Source organism: Bilophila wadsworthia ATCC 49260 (assembly GCF_000701705.1).
GTDB classification, from domain to species: Bacteria; Desulfobacterota; Desulfovibrionia; order Desulfovibrionales; family Desulfovibrionaceae; genus Bilophila; species Bilophila wadsworthia.
The window spans coordinates 1-17,371 of record NZ_JNJP01000077.1 but is presented as its reverse complement, the minus strand read 5'-3'; the positions used below and the strand labels follow the sequence as shown (position 1 = coordinate 17,371).

General features: G+C 60.5%; 27 protein-coding genes, 2 other RNA genes and 1 pseudogene. All 30 read left to right on the top strand.

Annotation, left to right across the window (positions count from 1 at the left end; translation table 11 throughout):
• Positions 1–274, top strand: a 274-nt coding sequence (locus tag T370_RS25740) for a hypothetical protein (protein ID WP_029436522.1), incomplete at its 5' end; no start/stop codon positions are given.
• Positions 265–444 (top strand): anaerobic ribonucleoside-triphosphate reductase, encoded by a 180-nt coding sequence (gene nrdD, locus T370_RS23070; RefSeq protein WP_034506940.1) that lies wholly within the window; start codon positions 265–267, stop codon positions 442–444. The genes T370_RS25740 and nrdD, both read left to right, overlap by 10 nt.
• Positions 443–503, top strand: an RNA gene (locus tag T370_RS24560) — hammerhead ribozyme type II. The genes nrdD and T370_RS24560 overlap by 2 nt, the downstream gene beginning before the upstream one ends.
• 12 nt (positions 504–515) lie before the next feature.
• On the top strand, positions 516–668 hold the full coding sequence (locus T370_RS25185; protein WP_156034457.1) for a hypothetical protein: 153 nt from the start codon (positions 516–518) through the stop codon (positions 666–668).
• Complete coding sequence (locus T370_RS0117675; RefSeq protein ID WP_029436521.1) at positions 665–1,009, top strand: hypothetical protein; 345 nt, start codon at positions 665–667, stop codon at positions 1,007–1,009. Before T370_RS25185 ends, T370_RS0117675 begins: the two co-directional genes overlap by 4 nt.
• Positions 1,010–1,011: 2 nt before the next feature.
• Positions 1,012–1,072, top strand: an RNA gene (locus tag T370_RS26335) — hammerhead ribozyme type II.
• Between the two features lie 14 nt (positions 1,073–1,086).
• Positions 1,087–1,290 carry a hypothetical protein gene (locus T370_RS0117670; RefSeq protein ID WP_029436520.1) on the top strand — a complete coding sequence of 68 codons (204 nt, stop codon included), beginning with the start codon at positions 1,087–1,089 and terminating at the stop codon, positions 1,288–1,290.
• 56 nt (positions 1,291–1,346) lie between these two features.
• Complete coding sequence (locus T370_RS23795; RefSeq protein WP_051643891.1) at positions 1,347–1,703, top strand: hypothetical protein; 357 nt, start codon at positions 1,347–1,349, stop codon at positions 1,701–1,703.
• A 1-nt stretch (position 1,704) separates the two neighbouring features.
• On the top strand, positions 1,705–2,097 hold the full coding sequence (locus tag T370_RS0117660; RefSeq protein ID WP_029436518.1) for a gp16 family protein: 393 nt from the start codon (positions 1,705–1,707) through the stop codon (positions 2,095–2,097).
• Positions 2,097–2,534, top strand: coding sequence for a Mor transcription activator family protein (locus T370_RS0117655; RefSeq protein WP_051643890.1), 438 nt, complete (start codon positions 2,097–2,099; stop codon positions 2,532–2,534). The genes T370_RS0117660 and T370_RS0117655 overlap by 1 nt, the downstream gene beginning before the upstream one ends.
• 121 nt (positions 2,535–2,655) lie before the next feature.
• The gene (locus tag T370_RS0117650) at positions 2,656–3,018 is read left to right on the top strand and encodes a putative holin (RefSeq protein WP_029436516.1); all 363 of its coding nucleotides are present in this window, start codon (positions 2,656–2,658) and stop codon (positions 3,016–3,018) included.
• 2 nt (positions 3,019–3,020) lie between these two features.
• Complete coding sequence (locus T370_RS23065) at positions 3,021–3,740, top strand: transglycosylase SLT domain-containing protein (protein WP_034506937.1); 720 nt, start codon at positions 3,021–3,023, stop codon at positions 3,738–3,740.
• Positions 3,730–4,476 (top strand): DNA-methyltransferase, encoded by a 747-nt coding sequence (locus T370_RS0117640; protein ID WP_051643889.1) that lies wholly within the window; start codon positions 3,730–3,732, stop codon positions 4,474–4,476. Before T370_RS23065 ends, T370_RS0117640 begins: the two co-directional genes overlap by 11 nt.
• Positions 4,469–5,059 carry a hypothetical protein gene (locus T370_RS0117635; RefSeq protein ID WP_029436513.1) on the top strand — a complete coding sequence of 197 codons (591 nt, stop codon included), beginning with the start codon at positions 4,469–4,471 and terminating at the stop codon, positions 5,057–5,059. The genes T370_RS0117640 and T370_RS0117635 overlap by 8 nt, the downstream gene beginning before the upstream one ends.
• A gap of 2 nt (positions 5,060–5,061) precedes the next feature.
• On the top strand, positions 5,062–5,328 hold the full coding sequence (locus T370_RS0117630) for a hypothetical protein (protein ID WP_029436512.1): 267 nt from the start codon (positions 5,062–5,064) through the stop codon (positions 5,326–5,328).
• Positions 5,312–5,506 carry a hypothetical protein gene (locus T370_RS0117625; RefSeq protein WP_029436511.1) on the top strand — a complete coding sequence of 65 codons (195 nt, stop codon included), beginning with the start codon at positions 5,312–5,314 and terminating at the stop codon, positions 5,504–5,506. The genes T370_RS0117630 and T370_RS0117625 overlap by 17 nt, the downstream gene beginning before the upstream one ends.
• Positions 5,506–6,009 carry a DUF1804 family protein gene (locus tag T370_RS0117620; RefSeq protein ID WP_029436510.1) on the top strand — a complete coding sequence of 168 codons (504 nt, stop codon included), beginning with the start codon at positions 5,506–5,508 and terminating at the stop codon, positions 6,007–6,009. The genes T370_RS0117625 and T370_RS0117620 overlap by 1 nt, the downstream gene beginning before the upstream one ends.
• Positions 6,009–7,670 carry a phage terminase large subunit gene (terL, locus tag T370_RS0117615; protein ID WP_029436509.1) on the top strand — a complete coding sequence of 554 codons (1,662 nt, stop codon included), beginning with the start codon at positions 6,009–6,011 and terminating at the stop codon, positions 7,668–7,670. The genes T370_RS0117620 and terL overlap by 1 nt, the downstream gene beginning before the upstream one ends.
• Positions 7,670–9,250, top strand: a complete 1,581-nt coding sequence (locus tag T370_RS0117610; protein ID WP_051643888.1) for a DUF935 domain-containing protein — start codon at positions 7,670–7,672, stop codon at positions 9,248–9,250. The genes terL and T370_RS0117610 overlap by 1 nt, the downstream gene beginning before the upstream one ends.
• A complete protein-coding gene (locus T370_RS23790; RefSeq protein ID WP_051643887.1) occupies positions 9,237–10,562 on the top strand; it encodes a phage head morphogenesis protein in 1,326 nt (441 codons plus the stop codon). The genes T370_RS0117610 and T370_RS23790 overlap by 14 nt, the downstream gene beginning before the upstream one ends.
• A gap of 128 nt (positions 10,563–10,690) precedes the next feature.
• Entirely contained in the window at positions 10,691–11,254 is a 564-nt protein-coding gene (locus T370_RS23785) for a phage virion morphogenesis protein (RefSeq protein WP_051643886.1), read from the top strand.
• 208 nt (positions 11,255–11,462) lie between these two features.
• On the top strand, positions 11,463–12,530 hold the full coding sequence (locus T370_RS0117595) for a phage protease (RefSeq protein WP_029436505.1): 1,068 nt from the start codon (positions 11,463–11,465) through the stop codon (positions 12,528–12,530).
• Entirely contained in the window at positions 12,530–13,474 is a 945-nt protein-coding gene (locus T370_RS0117590; protein ID WP_029436504.1) for a Mu-like prophage major head subunit gpT family protein, read from the top strand. Before T370_RS0117595 ends, T370_RS0117590 begins: the two co-directional genes overlap by 1 nt.
• Positions 13,474–13,872 carry a gp436 family protein gene (locus tag T370_RS0117585; protein ID WP_029436503.1) on the top strand — a complete coding sequence of 133 codons (399 nt, stop codon included), beginning with the start codon at positions 13,474–13,476 and terminating at the stop codon, positions 13,870–13,872. Before T370_RS0117590 ends, T370_RS0117585 begins: the two co-directional genes overlap by 1 nt.
• Positions 13,872–14,339 (top strand): hypothetical protein, encoded by a 468-nt coding sequence (locus T370_RS25400; RefSeq protein WP_029436502.1) that lies wholly within the window; start codon positions 13,872–13,874, stop codon positions 14,337–14,339. Before T370_RS0117585 ends, T370_RS25400 begins: the two co-directional genes overlap by 1 nt.
• Entirely contained in the window at positions 14,326–14,721 is a 396-nt protein-coding gene (locus T370_RS0117575; RefSeq protein WP_029436501.1) for a phage tail terminator-like protein, read from the top strand. Before T370_RS25400 ends, T370_RS0117575 begins: the two co-directional genes overlap by 14 nt.
• Before the next feature lie 11 nt (positions 14,722–14,732).
• Positions 14,733–15,656 (top strand): phage tail tube protein, encoded by a 924-nt coding sequence (locus T370_RS0117570; RefSeq protein ID WP_029436500.1) that lies wholly within the window; start codon positions 14,733–14,735, stop codon positions 15,654–15,656.
• A gap of 29 nt (positions 15,657–15,685) precedes the next feature.
• Positions 15,686–16,135, top strand: a complete 450-nt coding sequence (locus tag T370_RS0117565; protein WP_029436499.1) for a hypothetical protein — start codon at positions 15,686–15,688, stop codon at positions 16,133–16,135.
• Between the two features lie 44 nt (positions 16,136–16,179).
• Entirely contained in the window at positions 16,180–16,536 is a 357-nt protein-coding gene (locus tag T370_RS23780; protein WP_051643885.1) for a phage tail assembly chaperone, read from the top strand.
• A pseudogene (locus tag T370_RS0117555) lies at positions 16,533–17,371 on the top strand (hypothetical protein); the annotation flags it as partial. The gene T370_RS23780 and the pseudogene T370_RS0117555, both read left to right, overlap by 4 nt.

The following is a 17,371-nucleotide window of genomic DNA, read 5'->3' as shown; positions in this document are numbered from 1 at the left end:
CATGTCTAAGGGTGAGAATGAATTGCTAAGTCCCGACTTCGAGAGTGGGATGCTCGTAGGGTTTGCGGACGGCCTGTCGCTTATGCACCAGATGCTTACTGATACGGTCAAGGTCACAGCGTCTACGATTCCGGTAGTTAGCGCTTTCCTGAGTGGCTTTGTTGACGGCATGGAAAGAGATATGCCTGCTATGTTGAAGGACTACCACGAAACAAAGGGCCTGTCCGTGTCGCTTGAAGTTACTGTTATAAGTAAGGATGGAAAATGGAATTGATTGACCATATGCCCGTCACAAGGCGCGACGGCAAGCTGATTGTCGGCGAAGGCGTCAAGTTCGAGCGTATCCGCCGGATCACCGGCTACCTTGTGGGCACGGTGGATCGGTTCAACAACGCCAAACGCGCGGAAGTGAAAGACCGCGTGAAGCATGTAAAGATGAACTAAGCGAAACGGCCCTACGCGGGCCGTCGCCGGATGATTTCCGGCCTGACGAGCACAAGCAAAAAGGAGACGTTATGACCGTTGCAGAGTTTATTGAGGAGTTGCAGGAAGATTACGATCCCCACGTTCAGATTGAAAGTATCCGCATGAAAACGTCCGATGGAATAATCTACTTCTATGGAGCAACATCGTTCTCCGGGGGTGACGGTAAAAAGGAGGAAGCATGACGTCAGCATCCCGTACTCTCTCGCCCGCGTCGACGGAGAGTGAAGCCGTAAGAAGGCTCCGGACGTTTCCCAAAGAAGTCATCATAGAGGCTTTTCTCTCTGTCGGCCTGTTTTTACGCGTGGATTCCGTTGTCTCTGAATGCAAAGAGATACATAGGGACAGACAGTTTAAAATGCTCATGAAACGCGACGAGGAACTCAGCGAGCAGCGGTATATACTCGCAAACGCACAACCGGAAGGAGACATAGAAGAATATTGTGTATGGAGGAAAAAGATGAAGAAGCTCATCGACGAGCAGGATATCATAGAAAAAAAGATAGACAGGCTTTTAGCCAGATAACCACGCGAAACGGCCCTGCGCGGGCCGTCGCCGGATGATTTCCGGCCTGACGAGCACAAGCAACAGCAGGAGGATATATGCCCCGTTTCATCCCCACCCGCTCCGGCGCTGGCATTCCCGCCATTCAAGACACGGCAAAGAATCGCATTGCGGCGGCTTTCTTTATTGATAAGGACGCCCCGGACGCCGCCGAGAAGATGGTCAAGGTATGTTGCGACGCCCTGAACAGTGCGGCACCTGTCGCATCTTTGCCTAAAAATAAACCGTGGCGCGCGCAATGACACGCCCAGATAAAATTTTCTGTGGCTCTATTGGTGTACGTTTTGGCACCAACCGCATGAAGATTGAACTTTCCCCGGCGGAAAACCACGGCGGCCCCGCCGGGCGCTTCCGGGTTCGGCTCGATCGGCGCTGGTACGATCTGGGTGATCGAAAGCTGTTCCTCTGCCCCGGCGAAGTCGCCGCCCTTGCCGCCGAGTTCGCGGCGGGCGGCGAGATCACGCCCGTGACCGTGCCGGATCTTCCTGTAAAGACCCGCGTCAAAGTGCCGCGCGGCGTACCGGGCGCGTCGCCCGTCTGGGCGGGCTACGTAGCCAGCGCGCCCATCCGCGCCGCCGACGGCCTTTGGTATGTCGCCGTCATGGTGTACGGCGGCGTTGAGCTTCACCCAGTCGACAACCTTGTGAGGTGCTGAAATGGAAACCAGACGTTCTCTCATGGCAAAATTGCATATCGCCCGTAAAGACCTTGGCCTTGACGACGACACGTACCGCGCCATGCTGCAAAACCTGACCGGCAAGCGCTCCTCGGCGGACTGTACGGATCGCCAGCTTGTGATGCTCGTCGCGGCCTTGCGCAAGCGCGGATGGAAAGACAGCCGCCCGAAGGGGCCGAAGGTGCGCCCGGAGTTTGAGGCGTTGCTCGGCAAGATCAACGCGCTGCGCATCGACACCAAAAAGTCATGGGCATATGTCGAATCCATCGCGGAAAAGATGTATGGAGTGCGCATTCCGTGGCTCGACGGCGAGCAGCTCGGTGGCGTGATTACGGCTCTGGTCAAGCACCAGCGGGCGCAAGGGAGGGCGTAATGTCTGACGCGCGCCTGCCCCGCAATGCCCGCGACATCATCGATCGCCTTGGTCCCGCCGTGACCCTGCGCCTCATAAGGGCTCTCGGCGGGACGACGATCCCCGTGCCCATGCGGCTGACGCCCGTCGGCGAGGCCCGTTACAGGAGGCTGTGCGATATGATCGGGGAGGATGCGGCAAAGGCCCTGTGCCGGGAATACGCCGGAACGAATCTTTACATCCCCACGTGCAGGCAGGCCGCCGCCGATGAACGCGACGCGGCCCTTATCAGGGATCGGGACGCAATGGCCCGCGCGGGATTGTCCGAACGTGAGATCGTGACGGGACTTGCCCTTAAATATCATCTTTCCGATAGACACGTTTGGCGCGTGCTTCACCGTGTCCCTGAAGAGAAAACCTCTCTTTTTCCGCTACAACGGCAAGGGCGGCTGTTATGACCGTTTCCCGCCAATCCCACCCGCTGACACACGTCGGCTTTCGCAAATCCCCGGCACTGGTAGCTTACCAGTAACCGGGGATTCCTCTTTCTGGAATCCCGCAAGCCATAAGGGGTTTCAGATGAAGATCTTTGCAAAACTGCTCAATCCGCGCTTCCAATTCTTTTTTTTCGCCGTTCTGGCGCTTTTTGTGACCGGCCTTGTGGCTTTCTGCTCGCCGGAACAGTTCCCGATCGTCCGCTATAAACTCTCGCTCGGTATGCTTGCCGCCGTGATCGCCGTCTTTTTCGACATAGCGGCGTTCCCTTACGCCTCGCCCGATTCCTACCTTGACGATGATTGGCGCAAGACGCCCGACGCGGATCGCCCGCATGAGGCGGATTATCCCGTGGCCCGCTACTGTAGACTGCTCTTTATCGCCGCCTGCCTGCGCCGTGTGGCTATGGTGACCGTCTTTGTGCTTGCCGTTTCCTTGGGGCTGTAGCCATGCGCGCCGTCTTGAAAAAATGGGGCATGGCCTTTCTGGAATGGCTGTTTACCGGCGTAGCATTCGGGCTTGGCGTGCTGCTCGCCGCAGTCTTGTTCTTGGGCATCTGCGCGACGTTCGCGGGCGCGGCACAGGCCGAAACCGTCACCATCCCCCGCGCCGCCTATCAGCACCGCGACACGCTGATCCGTGCTTCCCGCGTCGTGTGGGGACTGGACGCGCCCGTGTCTGTCTTTGCGGCGCAAATTCACACCGAGAGTTGGTGGAAGAACGACACAGTGTCGTCGGCGGGCGCGCAAGGCTTGGCGCAGTTCATGCCGTCCACCGCGAAATGGCTCCCGACCGTTGCCCCGGAAGTAGGCGCGCCCGCACCGTTCAACCCCGGCTGGGCGCTCCGGGCGTGCGTCACTTATGACAAGTACCTGTGGGATCGGCTGGCGGCGAAGGGCACGCAAAAGAAGACACTGACGCCCTGTGACCGCATGGCCTTTGCCTTGTCCGCATACAACGGCGGCATGGGCTGGACAAACCGGGACCGTAACCTTGCCACCAGGCGCGGCCTTGATCCCGATCGGTATTTCGGAAGCGTCGAGACGGTCAACGCTGGCCGCCGGGCATCAGCGAAGCGGGAGAACCAGCGGTACGTTTTCTTCATCTTTGAGCGTCAGGCCGCTTACGTAAAGGCCGGTTGGGGGCCGGGGGTGAGCTGTGAGGATTGAGCATATCGGCAACGCCACGCTGTACCATACCGACTATCTTGACGTTGAGCTCCCGCCCGGCATTGACGCCGTGCTGACCGATCCACCCTACGGAAAGACGAAATGCGCATGGGACTCCATCCCCGCAAGCATGGCTGCGTTCTGGAAAAAGATAGCTCCGGTTACAAAAGAAAACGCCGTTGTGGCTGTTTTTGGTATCGGGACGTTTTGGGTTGATGTGGTGAACAGCAACCGCCCTTTCTTCCGCTATGATCTGGTCTATGAAAAAGGCCCTGCCACGGGTTTTCTGGATGCGAACAGGAAACCGCTCCGGGCACATGAGCTGATCGCGGTGTTTTACCGAAAGCCCCCGGAATACCACCCTCAAAAAACTTGTGGCGAGCCCTATGTAAAGAGGCGCGGAGGTGAAGCCGCCGTCGTGTACAACTACGCGCGCAACGCCACTACGGAAAACGCGGACGGCCTGCGCTATCCCCGAAGCGTCATCCGCTGCAAGGGGCACGGCGGCAAAAGCTGGCACCCCACGGGAAAGCCCGTCGAGCTGATGGACTGGCTGGTACGCACGTATACGAGCGAAGGCCAGATTGTCCTTGACCCTTTTATGGGCAGCGGCACAACCGGCGTCGCGGCCCTGAATGCGAAGCGACGCTTTATAGGTGTCGAAAAGGATGTGCGCTGGTTCGATGTGGCCTGCCGCCGAATGGAAGAAGCGGCAAAGGAGGTGCGCTGTGAGTAGTCGTGTCTTCGCGCTCATCGGCGCGGCCCTTCTCGTTGCAAGCGGTTGGATCGTCCATTTGTACGGCAAGCTCGAATTGCAGGAGGCCCGCTATGAGGCGCGGATCGCTGTTTTGGCCGAGGAAGTATCGCAAAAAGATAAAGCCCGCGCCGATGCGGTTGCAGCAGCCGAGCGGGCGGCCCGCGAAAAGCTGGAAAAAGAAACGGCCCGCGTGGCCGCATTATCCGCCGAGCTTTCAGACGCCCGCAAAAAGCTGGCAAAAGAGCGTCAAACTTTTGATGCGCGTTTGCAAAAGGTGGCTGTTGCCGCTCGCCATAATTGCGCTGGTTTATCTCGTGACTGGGTGCGCCTCTACAACGAAGCCCTCGGCCTTGCCGGTTCCGGTGGTGGCCCCGGAAGTCAGGACGCCGATCCCGCCGGAACTGCTGCGCCTCCCGGACAGACCGGACCCGCTGGAACCGGGGTACGCGGCGACGCACTAGCGACTCCTGAAGATGTACTTGCCCACGTCCGGGACTATGGCGGGTATTGCCGGGGGCTTGAAATCCAGCTCGGTACGCTGGCGAGGGTGGTGTCGCCGTGACGATGGACGCGCAGACGGTGATTATCGGTCTTCTCAGTCTGGTATGCGGCTTGCTGGCCTACTGGGGCACCCGGCTTGAGGGCCGCGTTGACGAACTGAAAGAGAATCAATGCCGCATTGTTGAAGAAATGCACAAGAACTATGTGCCGCGCGAGGATTGCCGGGAACGGACCGGGCAGATCCTTGCGGGGCTGGAGCGGGTGGACGACAAGCTTGATCGCGTCGCCGACTCGGTACGCTCAGGGGGAAGTCATGGAAAGCAAGCATGATAACGAGGTGTTGCAGGCGCTGGCCCGCATTGAAAAGAAGGTTGATGCGCTGGCGGCCACGGTTGAAAACGGGCAGGAACATGCCGCCGCGAACAGCGTGGTTTCCGGTGGGCTTTCCGGGGCCGTCGTCGCCGTGGCCCTTGTCTATGCTCAACTTATTCTTGGGGTACGCGCGTAATGGCCCATCCGAAAAGCAAACGCATGGCCCTGCGCTCGGCATACTGCTACAAGGCGCTGTCCCTTGAGGAGGCCGCCGCCCTTGTCGGTATTTCCATCGGTACGGCCCGGCGCTGGAAGGCCGACGCGCAAAAAGCCGAAGATGACGATTGGGATAAGGTCAAGGCGGCGTCAAGTCTGGCGGGCGAGGGCATGGAAGCCGTGGCCCGCCAGATGCTGAACGACTACGTGTTGCAGCACAGGACGCTCATGGAGCGGATCGGCAAGGATGAAGACATGCCGCCCGCCGAAAAAGTAGAGGCGCTGTCTTCCCTTGCCGACTCATTCGCCAAGACCATCGCCGCCAGCAAGCGCATCCTGCCCGAAACTGACGAACTTGCTACCGCGCTCGGCATTATCCGCAAGCTGGTCGACTTTACGAGCCAACGTTTCCCGCAGCACGCCCCGGCTTTGCTTGAGGTGCTGGAGCCGTTCGGGGCGCTTATCGCCAAGGAGCTTGGCTAATGAAAAAGCTCTCGGCAAAACATTTTCAGTACGCGATCGCCGACATTGCCGCCGCCCTGCAACAACAGATCGAAGCTGATTGCGAGGGGTTCCCGTCCGATCCCAAGGCTTCCGCAGAGCGCCGGAAACGGGCGCTTGCCGATTTCACTTTTTTTCGGCGCACGTACTTTCCGCACTATTGCACGATCGCGGGCGACAGCGCGCTGCATACATGGCTTGACGCCGCCTTGCCGCGCATGGCCGAAACCCGCGAAGGCCAGCATATCGCCCTTGCCGCCCCGCGCGGTGAAGCGAAAAGCACATTTATCTCCCTGTTTTTCGTGCTGTGGTGCGTGCTGACGGGGCGCAAGAGGTACATTCTGATCATTGCCGACGCGCTGGAGCAGGCCGCGATTCTCTTGGAGGCGGTCAAGGCGGAACTGGACGGCAACCCGCGCCTTGCTATGGACTTCCCCGCCGAAACAGGGCGCGGGCGCGTCTGGAACGTCGGCACCATTTTGACCGCCCAAAACGTGAAGCTCCAAGCTCTCGGCGCGGGCAAGCGTATGCGCGGCCTGCGTCATGGCCCATACCGCCCGGACCTTGTGATTCTGGATGATCTGGAAAACGACGAGAACGTCGCCAAGCCCGAGCAGCGGGACAAGCTGCAAGACTGGCTGCAAAAGACCGTGCTCAACCTCGGGGCCGCCGACGGGAGTATGGACGTGGTCTATGTGGGCACGATCCTGCATTACGATTCCGTGCTGGCTCGGACGCTGGACAAGCCCACGTGGCAGTCAAAACGGTTCCGTTCCATCGTCCAGTGGCCGGAATGCCTTGACCTGTGGGACAAGTGGGAAGCCATTTTGCACGCCGACGGCCCCGTTGCAGCCCGCGCCTTTTACGATCTCCATCAAAACGACATGGAGCGCGGCGCGATCGTCTCGTGGCCTGCGGGCCGCCCGCTGTATCAGCTTATGACGAAGCGCGCCGACTCCCACGCGGCTTTTGATTCCGAGCAGCAGAACGATCCGCTGTCCGGGGACGACGCGCCGTTTGCCTCCTGCATCACGTTCTGGGTCGACCGTTCCCACGACTGGCTGCTGTTCGGGGCCGTTGACCCGTCTCTCGGCAAGCTCGGCGCGGGCCGTGACCCGTCCGCGATCCTCGTCGGCGGGCTGTTGCGCGACACCATGACGCTTGACGTGGTGGAAGCGAGTATCCGCAAACGTCACCCGGATCGCATCATTGAAGACGTGATCGCGCTGCACAGCGCGTATCATTGCCTGAATTGGGCCGTTGAAGCCGTGCAGTTTCAGGCCTTTTTTGCGGACGTTTTGGCGCAGCGGGCCGCCGCGCGCGGGCTCGCACTGCCCGTGCGCCCGATCATCAATTCCACGGACAAGCAACTCAGGATTGAGACGTTGCAGCCGTATTTCTCGCAGGGCCGCATCCGCCTGCACACGTCACAGCAGACCTTGATCGACCAGTTGCGGCACTTCCCCAAGGCCGACCACGACGACGGGCCGGACGCGCTCGAAATGCTTTGGCGGCTGGCTGTGGGCGGTTTTGTGTCCCTGCGGGATGCATTCGAGCGGGTGCCGCGTCAAAGCCTGTGGGGCGTGCGTCCCAGTGAAGACGACGATATGGATGATTTTGATACGTTCGGAGGATGGACATAATGCTTTTCAGAAGACCGGCCAAACCGCGCCCGCGCAAGCGTAAGGCGCTCGCCGAGCAGCAGACGACGGCGGGCGGCGGCTTGACGCCCATGCTCTACCTTGAGCGGTGGGGCAACATGACAAACCGCCTGACGCCTTCCCGTCTGTCCTCCATTTTGCAGGCGGCGGACGACGGCGACATTACCGAGCAGCACGTGCTTTTTGCCGATATGGAAGACCGCTGTGAGCACCTTGCCGCCGAGATCGGCAAGCGCAAACGGGCCTTGCTGACACTGGACTGGGAGATTTTGCCGGGGCGCGCCAAGGATAAGCGGGCGGAAGCCGTGGCCGCCGCCGTGCGCGAACAGTTCGACATGTTGCCCACCACGTCGGATTTGCTGCTGGATCTGGCGGACGGCATAGGCCACGGCTTCGCGGCCCTTGAAATCGAATGGACGCAAACCGGCGGGCTGCATATCCCGGCGGCATTCCATCACCGCCCGCAAAGCTGGTTTCAGGTCATGCGGGAAAACCGCAACGTGCTGCGGCTACGGGACGGAACTTACGAGGGGGCCGAACTGTGGCCCTTTGGTTGGGTCATTCATACGCACCGCAGTAAATCCGGCTGGCTTCCGCGCGTCGGGCTTTTCCGCACCGTGGCGTGGGCGTACCTGATCCGTGCCTATGCGCTGGAATCGGCGATACTGTATACGCAGGTTCACGGCCTTCCTTTCCGGCTCGGCAAGTACCCGCCGGGAAGTTCCGCCGAAGACCGCGCCGCGCTCCGGTCCGCCCTTGCGAACTTGGGCCGGGACGCTTCCGGCATTATTCCTCAGGGCATGGAGATTCTTTTCGAGTCGCCCGCCAACGCCACGCAGGACATCCCGGGCATTCTTGTTACCCGGTGTGAACAAGGCATGAGCAAGGCCATTCTTGGCGGCACGCTCACCACACAGGCGGACGGCAAAACGTCCACCAATGCGCTTGGAGAAGTTCACAATGAGGTACGGCATGACATCCTCACGTCCGACGCCGCGCAGATCGCCGCGACGATCACCCGGCAAATCCTCGCGCCGCTGGCCTATCTGAACTGCGGCGTCAGCGATCCGGCGTTGCTCCCGTACTTCCGGTTCGACACAAGGCAGGCCGAAGACATCAAGGTCTTTGCCGACGCGCTTCCGAAGCTGGTGTCCGTGATGGATATCCCGGCGGCATGGGCGCATGAGAAGCTGAAAATTCCGCAGGCAGAAGAAGGGGAAAAGGTGTTGTCCGTGAAGGAAACGTCCGTGCCGCAACCGCCCGCGCCCCTGACGGCGCAGGCCAGAGCCGACGACGGCAAGGCGGACCCGTTCCCGGACCAGGCCATAATCGACGGCATGGCTCCCGACGCGGCTCTGTCGGCGGCGTCCGCCGAATTGCTCGCGCCCCTTTTTGATGAAATCCGGGACGGTATTGAGCCCGCCGATCTTTTGGTGCGTCTTGGCGATCTGTATCCGAAGATGAACACGGCGAAGCTGCAAGAACTTATGGCGCGAGCGATCATGCTCGCAACCATCATCGGCGAAGCCAGCGCGCGGGAAGAGGCCGATGCAAACGCCTGATCTCGTCTACGCGCTGGGGCTCCCGCCGCGCGACGCCGTGGCCTACCTTGAGAGCAAGGGTATTACGCCAACCCGGCATTGGTACGATATTTGGCAGGAAGCGCAGGCTAAGGCCGTTACCGTGTCCGGCATGACCCGGCTTGATCTTCTGGAAGACGTCAAAAAAGGCTTGGTTGACGCCGTCAAAAACGGCAAGACGGGAAAGATGTTTATTGACGATCTGGCCCCGATCCTGCGAGCGAAGGGCTGGACCGGGAAGCGACAGAGCATCAACCCGAAAACGGGCGAAGTGACGGAAAAAGGCCCGGATCTTCCGGCGCGCCTGTCCCTGATCTTTTTTCAGAACGTTCAGAGCGCCTACATGTACGGGCGTTACCGGGCCATGCTCGCCAACGCCGAGGAAAGACCGTGGTGGATGTATATCGCGGTTCTCGATAGCCGCACCCGCCCGCACCACCGGGCGCTCCACCGTAAGGTTTTTCGCTATGACGATCCGTTCTGGAAAACGCACTATCCGCCCAACGGCTGGCGGTGCCGCTGTCGGACACGGGCGCTTTCGGACGTACAGCTTGAACGTGAAGGGTTGATACCGGAAAGCGGCGAAGGCCGCATGGTGAGCCGGGAGGTTGTCGTCAATCCCCGCGCCCCGGAAAGCCAGCAGGTTGTCCGGGAAGTGTGGGGCTGGCAGGAAAGGCCGGGTGGCCTCACACATTGGACGGACACGGGGTTTTCGTACAGCGCGGGCTATACGACCTATCAGCTTGACTGCGAGCTGGCGCAAAAGCTGGAGCTTATCAAAAGCGATACGCTCTATGCCGAAGTTGTGCAGGCTATCAACAACGCCCCGGCCCGACACGCGGCTTTCGGCCTATGGATAGAGGAAAAGCTGGCCTCGAAGTGGAAGACTGGCGACGCCGTGGTGGTGGGGCTTGTGCAGCCGGAAGTGGTGGCCGCAGCCAAGGCCGCCGGGCTGGACCCGGCCCGGATTGCCGTTATGACGGACGACAAACTGGGGCATTCAAAAAGACAAGTACATCAAGAAGCTGGAACCGCCTTATCCGTAGAGCAATATAAAGGACTTGCGGAAAGCTTTTCTCATCCCGAGGCGATATATTGGGATTCGGAACATGGCAACGCGCTCTATGTTTTGCCGGACCCTGATCCCGACTGGTGCGTTCTCTTGCCGCTCAACATGCCTTCCAAAGAAGAAAAACGCATGAAAAAAATGGGAAGACATGATGGATTTGCGACGGCTTACAGGGCAACACGTCAAAGCATAAGGGACAGGATCGGGCTGTCGCGCATAAAATGAGGCCGCTGCAACGGGATTTGAACCCGTATACCACCGCAACCTGAAATGACAGATTGAAGTGCCCGTTGCCTGATTACGGGAATACAGCGGCCTTTTTCTTAAAATACCCATTCACAGCCGGGGAGTCAATGAACGAACTTATCAAAATCAGCATATCCGACGAAGCGTTGCGCGCCGCCCTCGGCAGACTGATCGCGTCCCTGACCGACACGACGCCGACCATGCGCGACTTGTCGGAAATCATGATTGACGCTTCGGCCCGTGCCTTTGACAAGATGGCGGACCCGGCAACCGGTACGCCGTGGCAACCGCTGTCGGCGGCAAGACAAAAACAGCGGGAAGACAAAGGCCGATCCGTTGCCAACATGCTACAGGATAGCGGCCTGCTCGTGGGCAGCATCACAAACGCAGCGGGGCCTTATGCCGTGCGTGAGATCGGCCCCGGCTACGCGCTTGTCGGTACGAACGTCCCTTATGCTGCCATTCATCAATTCGGAGGCAAGACCGGGCCGCGCATCATCCGGGCGAAAAAGGGCAAGGCGCTCAAGATTCCGGGTATCGGATTCCGGCGATCCGTCAATCATCCGGGATCGGTTATCCCCGCCCGCCCGTTCATCGGCGTCAGCCCGACGGACATACAGGATATGCTCGACACCATCACCCGGGACCTGCAAAAAGCCCTCAAGCCGTAAAATCCGTTTTCAGGGCCGTTTTTGTCTCAAGATGAATGACGGCCCGCGTTTTCTTTCCACGTATTTTCTAACGGGGGTCTAACGGCCTTCATTCGCGCGTCGCTTCTTTTTCCTCCCCCGCTTTTCCCGTCCGTACCCGTTCCCCCACCTTTTCACCCGCTGACATACGTCAACTTTCGCGTCTCCCGCGTCCTGCTACTCTGACGCTATGAGTACCGCATACACATCCTCCATCGCCGCCCGCGTTTTGACCGATGCGGGCGGCCCCGCGCCCGGACGCATCCAGCTTTTCCCCATGGGCGAGTTTTCCGCTCGTGACGGGAGGCCCGGTACGCTCAAGGGCGTCAAGGTCAAGGCGTGGACCATCACTCCCATTATTGCCGCCTCCGTGATTGCCCGCTGGCAGGCGCGGGAGACGCCGCTTGTTGTGGACTATGAGCACCAGACCATGAACGCCGCCGAAAACGGCAAACCCGCTCCGGCGGCAGGCTGGATCGAGTCGCTGGAGGCGGGGCCGGACGGCCTCTATGCCACGGTCAAATGGACGGACGCGGCCCGTGCGTTCATTCAGGCAGACGAGTACCGCTACATTTCCCCCGTTTTTTCTTTTGACCCCGAAACCGGGGCCGTGCTCGAACTGAAAAGCGCGGCCCTGACAAACTACCCCGCCCTTGACGGCATGGCCGCCGTCGCCGCGCGGGCAGAGGACGATCTTCCTATGAAGAAAGAGCTTGCCGACAAGTTGTGCAGACTGCTCGGCCTTGCCGCCGATGCGACGGAAGACGCTATGCTGACGGAGCTTCAAAAGCTCCCGGACGGCAAGGCGCTTGCCGTGGCCCTGTCCGAAAAGGATACCGAGATTGCGGCATTGAAGGCCGCCGATCCGGACCCCACCAAGTACGTTCCCGCCGCCATGCTCACCGCCGCGCAGGAGAAAAACACGGAACTGGCCGCAAGGGTCAAGGAACTGGAAGACAACGGCGTCCTCGCCGGGCTCACCGCCGAGATCGACGCCGCAGTTGCCGACGGACGCTTGCCGAAGTCCTGTGAAGCGTGGGCGAAGGCCACCGCGAAGACCCACCCGGACGCCGTCAAAAGCTATATTGCGTCTTCCACCCCGCCCATTGCCGCCCTGAAAGGTACGCAGACCGGCGGCACGCCTCCCGATGGTACGCCGCGCACCGCCGCTCTGACGGATGAAGATCGGTACGCCGCGAAGGTCGCCGGTATTTCCGAAGAAGACTTTGTCGCCGCCAAGGCGAAGGAGAAGAACTGATGCCCATTGCCACCAATTCGCTGCTCAACTCGCTTCGGGTGGGCTACAGCAAGGTCTTTGAAGACGCAAAAGCGGCGGCTCCCTCCCAGTGGGCGAAGCTCGCCACCCTCGTAGCCTCCACGGCGGCCTCCACCACCTACGGCTGGCTCGGCCAGTTCCCGAAGCTCGCCGAGTGGACCGGACAGCGTGCCTACAAAAGTATGAAGGAATTCGGCTATTCGGTCACGAACAAGAAGTACGAGGCGTCCGTCAAGATTCCCCGCACGGCTTTTGAAGATGACACGCTTGATGTCTACGCGCCGCTGTTCCGTGAAATGGGCTACGCGGCGGCTACCCACCCTGACGAGATTGTCTTCGGGCTCCTGGCCGCCGGGAGGACCGCGGACTGCTACGACGGCAAGAAATTCTTCGCCGCCGATCACCCGGTCTATCCCAACGTCGACGGCACGGGATCGGTTGTGAACGCCTCGAATCTTCTCCGGCCTGCGGCTGTCGAAAGCGTCGTTACCGACAAGACCGCGTGGTACCTGCTCGATGTGTCCCGCCCCTTGAAGCCCTTCATCTTTCAGGAGCGCACCAAGCCGGAGATCGAGGCGATCACGTCCACGGCGAACAACACGGTCTTTGACTATGACGAATTTCCCTTCGGTATCCGCTACCGCTGCAACGGCGGGTACGGCTTCTGGCAGCAGGCCATTTGCTGCACGGACGATCTCACCGCCGCCAACTTCCAGATCGCCCTTGAGACCATGCAAAGCTTCAAGGCCGACGGCGGGCGGCCCCTCGGGCTTGGCTTCGGCGGCAAGGCCGGGACACTGCTTGTCGTTCCACCAACGTTGCAGGCCGATGCCCGCGAAATCCTTATTGCGGAACGCGATCAGTACGGCGCGAGCAACATTTGGTTTGACGCGGCCACCATTATCGTCAGTCCGTGGCTTGCGTAATGTACGCCACCGTTGAAGACCTTGTTTCCCTTTTCGGAGAGCGTGAAGTGATCACGCTCTCCACAAAGAAAAAGGGAAACGCGATCGATCGGGAGGCGCTGGAAACGGCGATCGGCTACGCAAGCTCGGAAGTGGACAGCTACCTCGCCTCCCGTTACGCCGTGCCGCTCACCGATCCCGTGCCGCCCGTGGTCATGATGGTGACGGCGGACATTGTCCGCTACAGGCTCACAAGCGGCGACGTGTCCGAAAAAGATCCGATTATCACCCGGTACAAATCGACCGTAGCATGGCTCAAAGATGTCGCGTCGGGTATCGTATCGCTTCCCTGCGCCGGGTCCGCACCCGGTGAAACGGCGGACGATGTCGAAATCAACGCCGGGACGAGGGACTGGTAATGCCGAGCCTTGTAGAAATACGCGATGCGGCGATCCGGGAGTTGGGCTTGCTTCTCCCGGACGTCACCGTCGGGGCTATATCCGGCGGGGCGGACGCAGCCGAAGTTTTGCGCGAGTCTCTCGGTCCGGCGACGGTCCTCATAACGATCTTGTCGGCGCAAAACACCGCGTCAACGGATTCGTTTGACCTTGACGTATACGGACAATTTGCCGCCATTGTCGTGATGTACGGCGGTACCGGACAGGAAGAGCGGGAGATGGACGGGCTTGCCGTGGTTGACGAGGTTGTCCACGCGATCCACGGGCAGATGTTCGGGCTCACCGATACGTCTTTTGCCCAGATACGATCCATTGCCCCTCTGGACGATGAAGAGCTGGAAAGAAAAGGTGCGTGGGCGTGGGCGGTACTTTGGGAACAAGCCTTCACACTCACACCGCCAGCGGAGAATACCAATGAATCTGTATGACACGTTGAAAGACAAGGTTCGGCTTGCCGCCCGCGCCCTTGCCCTGCCTCTTGGCTGGGAAGGCGAGCCGTTCGTGCCGCCCCATGCCTCGCACCTGCGGGCGCAAGTCGTTTTCGAGAACCAGAGACAGGCCACGCTCGGTATGAACGGCCTCACCAAGATCGACGGGCGGATCGAGATCAAGGTGGTGGTCAAGGCCGGGGAGGATTCCCTTGCCGCCGCGCTTGCCGATCAGATTGCCCGCCGGTTCCCGCGCGGGGATGACATCCGTTTTGATTCCGGCACGGGCACCATTACCACGCCCCGGAAGTCCGCGCCCGTTTGTGACGGCAAACGGACCGAGGCTGTGGTCAACGTGGGCTTTTACGCCTTCCAAGCCTAAAGGACGTTACCATGTACACCATCGCATCCGGTGCGAAACACGGGCTCCGGTACGTAAAAGAGACGACGCCGGGAACGACGCCCGCGTCGCCCGCCATGACCGAGCTCAACCATAATTCCTGCTCGCTGACGCTCACTCGCGACACGTTCACGTCGAACGCCCTGCGCCCGGATCGTCAGATTCCCTTTCACCGTACCGGCGTGGACAAGATCGCCGGAGATATCGCGTTCGAGTTCGGGGCAAAGGAGTACGACGTATTCCTTGAGGCCGCGCTTGCCGGAAACTGGACGGAAAACGTCCTGAAAGCCGGTGTCGCGGTCCATGCCTTCACACTTGAGCGGGCGTTTACCAATATCAATCAGTATGCCACGTATACCGGCTGTTTCGTCAATCAGCTTTCGCTTTCGGTGAAGCCTAATGAAATGCTTTCGGGCACGCTCTCCATTGTCGGGCTTTCCGGCGAGCGGGGCACCACGCCGCTCGCGGCGTCCCCCACACCGGCTGGCGAAACCGATCCGTTCGACAGCTTCAAGGGCTCGCTCAAGATCAACAGTCAGGCGATCGCCGTCGTGACCGGCATCGATCTGACCCTCGCCAACGGGATTGAGCCGCAGTACGCGATTTTCGACCGTTCGGCGAAGGCCGTGAGCTGGGGCCGCAGCACGCTTACCGGGACACTTTCGGCGTTCTACGTCGACGGGAACCTTCCCGAGTATTTCATCAACGATTCCCGCGTGAAGCTGGAATTTACCCTTGAGCGCGGCGAGTATTCGTACACGTTCCTCATCCCTTCCATCACGCTGACCGGTGCTGACGACGCCGTGCAGTCCGAAGGTCCGATCCAGCTCAATGTCCCGTGGTCCGCCGCGCTTGATCCGACCCTCGGCACCAACTTCCAGATCACCCGCACCGTGCCCGCTGAACCCGGCGCGTAACCTTTTATCCATATTTTAAGGATAGAGCCATGACCAAAACCACCGGATCCACCGCCGTTGAAAACACCGTTGCCGCTCCCGCCGCCTTTGACTTCGCCACCCGCGACGTTGCAGCCAGGGCCGAAGTTGGCGCAGAGCTCGAAGTGCTTGACCCCGTCACCAATGAGCCCGTGGGCGTCTTTATCATGCTTGCCGGTGCCGATTCCGCCATTCACCGCAAGGCCACGGCCACAATCGCCAAGCGCCGCTTGAGCAATACGAAGGGTTTCCGCAACCGGGCTCTTGATCCCGAGAAATTCGAGGCGGAAGGCATCGAAGTGCTCGCCGCCTGCACGCTCGGCTGGAAGGGCGTCGTTGTTGACGGCGCGCCCCTCCCGTGCAGCCGCGACAACGCGATCACACTGTACACCCGGTTCCCGTGGCTACGCGAGCAAGTTGACCAGTTCGTCAGCGACCGCTCGGTCTATTTGCAGGACTGACCGAGGCGCTGTGCGAAGCCGTCCGCTTGTGGGTGTCCCGGATTATGACCGGAGCGGACGGCGCGTCTCAGCGCGATCATATCCTTGAGGCGTGCAGGCAGACGGGGAAGACGCCGGAGGAGCTCGGCTACCCTGAAATCTCTCTTGAAGACGAGGAAATACCTATTCCCGAAGACGGGTTGTATCTCTGGTTCTTCTTTCAGGAACTTTGCGGCGGACGCGGCAACAACGGCTTCGGCCCCACGGCGTTGTCATGGTCGGACATGGAAGCATGGGCACGGCTCACGTCCGCCCCTCTCTCCCCATATGAAGTTTTGACGCTGCGCAGCATGGATGCGGCCTTTCTGTCCGCCTATGCCAAAGAAACGGAACGACGCGACAAAAGCAAGGGAAAGCGATGACAGGCAATACAACGACGGTAGGCATTGAAGTCCGCGCGGACGGTACGCAGGAAGCGGCCCGCGACCTTGCCGCCGTCGACGCTTCCTTGAAGAAGATCCAGGCGGACCTCGGCGGGACGGCGCAGCCCGCCGGGGTCGCCGCACAGGGGCTTGAGCAGCTCGGGGCCGCCGGGAAGTCCACGGGTGCCGGTCTTGGGGCCGCCGGGCAGGCCGCCGGTGCCGCCGGGCAAAAGCTCTCCGGCGTCGGCGCGTCGGCGAAGAAAGCCGCCGAAGGGCTCGGCTCCGTCTCGAAGTTCGCCAGCACGGCGAAGTTCGACAAAATCGCGTCAGACCTTGGCGCAATGGGCGTCAAGCTCAATACGTCAAGCTTGCACGCGCAAAAGCTCGCCCGCGCCATGCAGCAGGTTGAGCGCGAACGGGCTTTTCAGCAGCTCGCCGCCGATGCCAACCTTTCCACGCTCCAGCTTGCGAAATTCCGCGCCGAGCTTGGCGACACGCGCGGGGCGCTGGCGACACTGTCGAACGGCCTCGGTTTGTCAAAAGCCGCCATGCTCGCCTTTGCCGCCGCCGTGGCTTTCGGCGGGCAGGCGTGCCTTGAAGCCGCGCTTCAAGCCGATCGACTCTCCAAAGCCTACACGACGATCACCGGCTCGTCGTCCGCAGCACAGCAGCAGCTTTCCTATCTCTATGACGTGAGCAACCGATTGGGGTTGCAATTCCAGTCCACGGCGGAATCGGCGAAAACCTTTTTTGCGGCGGGCAAGGGCTCATCGCTTGAAAAGGACATGAACGGCATTTTCGAGGCCGTGGCATCCGCCGGTGCCGCCCTTGCCCT

Excerpts from the sequence above, each read along its gene's own strand:
- T370_RS0117675 (WP_029436521.1), top strand. The coding sequence starts at position 665 with ATGACGTCAGCATCCCGTACTCTCTCGCCCGCGTCGACGGAGAGTGAA.
- T370_RS23780 (WP_051643885.1), top strand. The coding sequence starts at position 16,180 with ATGACCGGAGCGGACGGCGCGTCTCAGCGCGATCATATCCTTGAGGCG.
- T370_RS23790 (WP_051643887.1), top strand. The coding sequence starts at position 9,237 with ATGCAAACGCCTGATCTCGTCTACGCGCTGGGGCTCCCGCCGCGCGAC.
- T370_RS0117620 (WP_029436510.1), top strand. The coding sequence starts at position 5,506 with ATGGCCCATCCGAAAAGCAAACGCATGGCCCTGCGCTCGGCATACTGC.
- T370_RS0117575 (WP_029436501.1), top strand. The coding sequence starts at position 14,326 with ATGAATCTGTATGACACGTTGAAAGACAAGGTTCGGCTTGCCGCCCGC.
- T370_RS0117625 (WP_029436511.1), top strand. The coding sequence starts at position 5,312 with ATGGAAAGCAAGCATGATAACGAGGTGTTGCAGGCGCTGGCCCGCATT.
- T370_RS0117565 (WP_029436499.1), top strand. The coding sequence starts at position 15,686 with ATGACCAAAACCACCGGATCCACCGCCGTTGAAAACACCGTTGCCGCT.
- T370_RS23795 (WP_051643891.1), top strand. The coding sequence starts at position 1,347 with ATGAAGATTGAACTTTCCCCGGCGGAAAACCACGGCGGCCCCGCCGGG.
- T370_RS0117595 (WP_029436505.1), top strand. The coding sequence starts at position 11,463 with ATGAGTACCGCATACACATCCTCCATCGCCGCCCGCGTTTTGACCGAT.
- T370_RS0117650 (WP_029436516.1), top strand. The coding sequence starts at position 2,656 with ATGAAGATCTTTGCAAAACTGCTCAATCCGCGCTTCCAATTCTTTTTT.
- T370_RS0117630 (WP_029436512.1), top strand. The coding sequence starts at position 5,062 with ATGGACGCGCAGACGGTGATTATCGGTCTTCTCAGTCTGGTATGCGGC.
- T370_RS0117610 (WP_051643888.1), top strand. The coding sequence starts at position 7,670 with ATGCTTTTCAGAAGACCGGCCAAACCGCGCCCGCGCAAGCGTAAGGCG.
- T370_RS0117660 (WP_029436518.1), top strand. The coding sequence starts at position 1,705 with ATGGAAACCAGACGTTCTCTCATGGCAAAATTGCATATCGCCCGTAAA.
- T370_RS25400 (WP_029436502.1), top strand. The coding sequence starts at position 13,872 with ATGCCGAGCCTTGTAGAAATACGCGATGCGGCGATCCGGGAGTTGGGC.
- T370_RS0117655 (WP_051643890.1), top strand. The coding sequence starts at position 2,097 with ATGTCTGACGCGCGCCTGCCCCGCAATGCCCGCGACATCATCGATCGC.
- T370_RS23785 (WP_051643886.1), top strand. The coding sequence starts at position 10,691 with ATGAACGAACTTATCAAAATCAGCATATCCGACGAAGCGTTGCGCGCC.
- T370_RS23065 (WP_034506937.1), top strand. The coding sequence starts at position 3,021 with ATGCGCGCCGTCTTGAAAAAATGGGGCATGGCCTTTCTGGAATGGCTG.
- T370_RS0117570 (WP_029436500.1), top strand. The coding sequence starts at position 14,733 with ATGTACACCATCGCATCCGGTGCGAAACACGGGCTCCGGTACGTAAAA.
- nrdD (WP_034506940.1), top strand. The coding sequence starts at position 265 with ATGGAATTGATTGACCATATGCCCGTCACAAGGCGCGACGGCAAGCTG.
- T370_RS25185 (WP_156034457.1), top strand. The coding sequence starts at position 516 with ATGACCGTTGCAGAGTTTATTGAGGAGTTGCAGGAAGATTACGATCCC.
- T370_RS0117590 (WP_029436504.1), top strand. The coding sequence starts at position 12,530 with ATGCCCATTGCCACCAATTCGCTGCTCAACTCGCTTCGGGTGGGCTAC.
- T370_RS0117585 (WP_029436503.1), top strand. The coding sequence starts at position 13,474 with ATGTACGCCACCGTTGAAGACCTTGTTTCCCTTTTCGGAGAGCGTGAA.
- T370_RS0117670 (WP_029436520.1), top strand. The coding sequence starts at position 1,087 with ATGCCCCGTTTCATCCCCACCCGCTCCGGCGCTGGCATTCCCGCCATT.
- terL (WP_029436509.1), top strand. The coding sequence starts at position 6,009 with ATGAAAAAGCTCTCGGCAAAACATTTTCAGTACGCGATCGCCGACATT.